A 3,014-nucleotide genomic window follows, 5' to 3' on the forward strand; every position below is an offset into this window, starting at 1 on the left:
GGCCGCAAAAACCGTTTCAAGCCCCCCCCCGACCCCTGCGGTCACACGACGGTCGACAGGCCCAGGATCACGGCGAACGAGACCACAGAGAGCAGCGTCTCCATCGCCGACCAGGTCTTCAGGGTCTGCCCGACGGTCATCCCGAAGTACTCCTTGACCAGCCAGAACCCCGCGTCGTTGACGTGCGAGAGGAACAGCGAGCCGGAGCCGATGGCCAGCGCGACCAGCGCACCCTGAGCGGGCGGCAGGCCCATCACCATCGGCGCGACCATCCCGGCCGCGGAGATGGTGGCCACGGTCGCCGAACCGGTGGCGACCCGGATGCCGACCGCGATCAGCCAGCCCAGCACCAGCGGCGAGAGGTGCGCCCCGCTGGCCAGGTCGGTGATCATGTTGTTCACCCCGGAGTCGACCAGGGTCTGCTTGAAACCGCCGCCGGCGCCGACGATCAGGATGATCCCGGCGATCGCGGGCAGCGAACCGCCGACCACCTCGGACAGCCGGCTGCGGCTGAACCGGGCGCCGGTGCCGAGCACCACGATGGCGATCAGCACGGTCAGCATCATGGCCACGACCGGCGTGCCGATGGTGTGCAGCACCTTGTAGCCGAAGCTGCCTTCGGCCAGCGCGAGCTCGGCCACGGACTTGCCGAGCATGAGCACGACGGGCAGCAGCAGCATGGCCACCGCGGCGGCGAAGCTGGGGCGCTTCTCCGGAGCGGTCTCGGTCGGCGACTTGCCGAGCAGGTGCGTGGCCGGGGGCAGCTGCACGCGCTTGGCGATGAACGAACCGAACAGCGGGCCCGCGATGATGGCGGTCGGGATCGAGACGAGCACGCCGAGCGCGAGGGTGATGCCCAGGTCGACGTTCAGCGCGTCCACCGCGGCCAGCGGACCCGGGTGCGGCGGCACGAGGCCGTGCAGGATCGACAGACCGGCCAGGGCGGGGATGCCGATCCGCAGCATCGGCTGCTGGGAGCGGCTGGCCACCATGACCACCACCGGGACCAGCAGGACGACGCCGACCTCGAAGAACATCGGCAGGCCCAGCAGCGCGGCGATGAACACCATCGCCCACGGCAGGGTGCGGTCGGTGGTGCGGCGCAGGACCGTTTCCACGATCCGCTCGGCGCCGCCGGTGTCGGTGAGCAGCTTGCCGAGCATCGCGCCGAGCGCGACCAGCAGGCCGACGTCGCCGACGGTCTTGCCGAGTCCGGTGGTGAAGGTGTCGACCAGGTCGCCGAACGGCATCCCGGCGACCACGCCGAGCGTGGTGGCGCCCAGGGCCAGCGACAGGAAGGGGTGCAGCTTCGCCCAGCTGATCAGCACGACGATCACGGCGATGCCGGAGAGCGCCGCGATCAGCAGGCGGGTGTCGTGCTCGGTCCACGCCCCGGGCTGCGGAGCTTGGGCGAGTACGGCGGTGATGCTGCCGGGAAGGCTGGTTGGCATGGGAGGGCTCCTCGTTGAGCAGCTGGTGCGCGGCACAGCCTAAGCAATAAGTATGACTTTATTGCCATGTGGACCGATTAAGTATGCCTGTTGCGCCTGTCACGCCGTCCCAGCGGCCTATGTTGGGGACGTTCAACGGCGGCGAAAGGGGCGAAATGGGCGGCGGACTGCACGGCAGGGTGCTGGACGTGCTGGGGCACGAGATCGCCGCCGGCACGCACCCGCCCGGCAGCGTCCTGCGCACTGAGGAGATGGAGCAGCGCTTCGGGATCTCCCGCAGCGTCGCCCGCGAGGTGGTGCGCAGCCTGGCCTCGATCCGGCTGGTGATCGGTCGCCAGCGGGTCGGCACCGTGGTCCGCCCCCGCGAGGACTGGAACGCCTTCGACCCGCAGCTCATCCGCTGGCTGCTGGCGGCGGACCGGACCGCGCAGCTGAAGACCCTGGCCGAACTGCGGACCGCGGTCGAACCGATGGCCGCGGCGGCGGCCGCCCAGCGCTGCACCGACGAGGACGCGGCCCGGCTGGTCGCGCTGTCCGAGCGGATGGTCGCCACCGCGCGCGCCGGTGACCTGGACACCTTCATGGCCACCGACGCCGAGTTCCACCGCGTGGTGCTGACGGCGTCGGGCAACGAGATGTTCGCCCAGCTGCACGAGGTCGTCGAGGAACTCCTGCGCTGGCGGACCGGTACCGGCCTGATGCCGGAGCGCCCGCGCCCGGTCGCCCTCCGCCTGCACTGCGAGATCGCCGAGTGCATTCGCAGCGGCGACCGCACCCGCGCGGAGGAGGCCATGCGCGAGCTGGTCGCCGAAGCCCTGGAAGGCACCCTGACCCTCCTGGAAGAAGTCCAAACCCCCACCGGAAACCGGTAGCCCAGGTCCTCGCTCCCCGGTCCCGTCCCACGATGTGGACCACAGTTTCAATTGAAACTGCAGATCCCACCCACGGCGGATCACAGTTTCAATTGAAACTGCGGTTCCCGGCGCCGAGCGCAGAACGACCGGCACCGTCCCGGGAGAGGGGTTCCGAGACGGTGCCGGTGCGTCGGGCCGGGGGTCCCGGCGCACCGGGGTTCGGGGACGGCGTGCCGGAGTCGGGGTGTTGGGGTTCTGGGATGGCGTGCCGGGTTCGGGGTGTTGGGGTTCGGGGTGTTGGGGTGCAAATTCAATGGAAATTGGAGGTCTGATTTCCATTGAATTTGCGGGACGTCGGGGCGGGGACGGGGGTCAGTAGCCCGCGTAGGCGCCGCCGGCGCGGACGTTGCTGACGCCGGGGACGTCGGCGACCGATCCGTAGGTCGAGATCGCGTAGCGGGTGGCCGCGATGATGTTGTCCACCGGGTTGTAGATGTCGTGGTGGCCGGGCAGCGCGTAGGTCTGGAAGGTCGGCTCGATGGTCTGCATCAGGCCGATCGACGGGGTGCCTGCGCTGGCGTTGGAGTCCCAGTTGTTCGTCGCGTTCGGGTCGCCGTTGGACTCGTGCATGATGATCATGCGGATCGCGTCGGCGTCGATCTGCTCGCGCGGGACGCCGTTCTGCTCCATGACGTGCACGGCGTCGTTG

Annotated in this window: 3 protein-coding genes; 1 reads left to right on the forward strand and 2 read right to left on the reverse strand. The window is 69.6% G+C overall.

Going from position 1 to position 3,014, the window contains the following annotated elements; genetic code table 11:
• Positions 1-41: 41 nt before the first annotated feature.
• Positions 42-1,427: a GntT/GntP/DsdX family permease gene (locus tag OU415_RS38030; RefSeq protein WP_408642004.1), complete on the reverse strand. Its 1,386-nt coding sequence runs from the start codon at positions 1,425-1,427 to the stop codon at positions 42-44.
• Between the two features lie 179 nt (positions 1,428-1,606).
• On the opposite strand from OU415_RS38030, the gene OU415_RS38035 reads away from it, so the two are divergent.
• A complete protein-coding gene (locus OU415_RS38035) occupies positions 1,607-2,323 on the forward strand; it encodes a FadR/GntR family transcriptional regulator (RefSeq protein ID WP_270954654.1) in 717 nt (238 codons plus the stop codon).
• 354 nt (positions 2,324-2,677) lie between these two features.
• Here the strand turns inward: OU415_RS38035 and OU415_RS38040 are convergent.
• A partial coding sequence (locus tag OU415_RS38040) for a transglycosylase SLT domain-containing protein (protein WP_270954655.1) occupies positions 2,678-3,014 on the reverse strand: 337 nt, incomplete at its 5' end.

It is taken from the genome of Saccharopolyspora oryzae, from assembly GCF_027853915.1.
Lineage (GTDB): Bacteria > Actinomycetota > Actinomycetes > Mycobacteriales > Pseudonocardiaceae > Saccharopolyspora > Saccharopolyspora oryzae.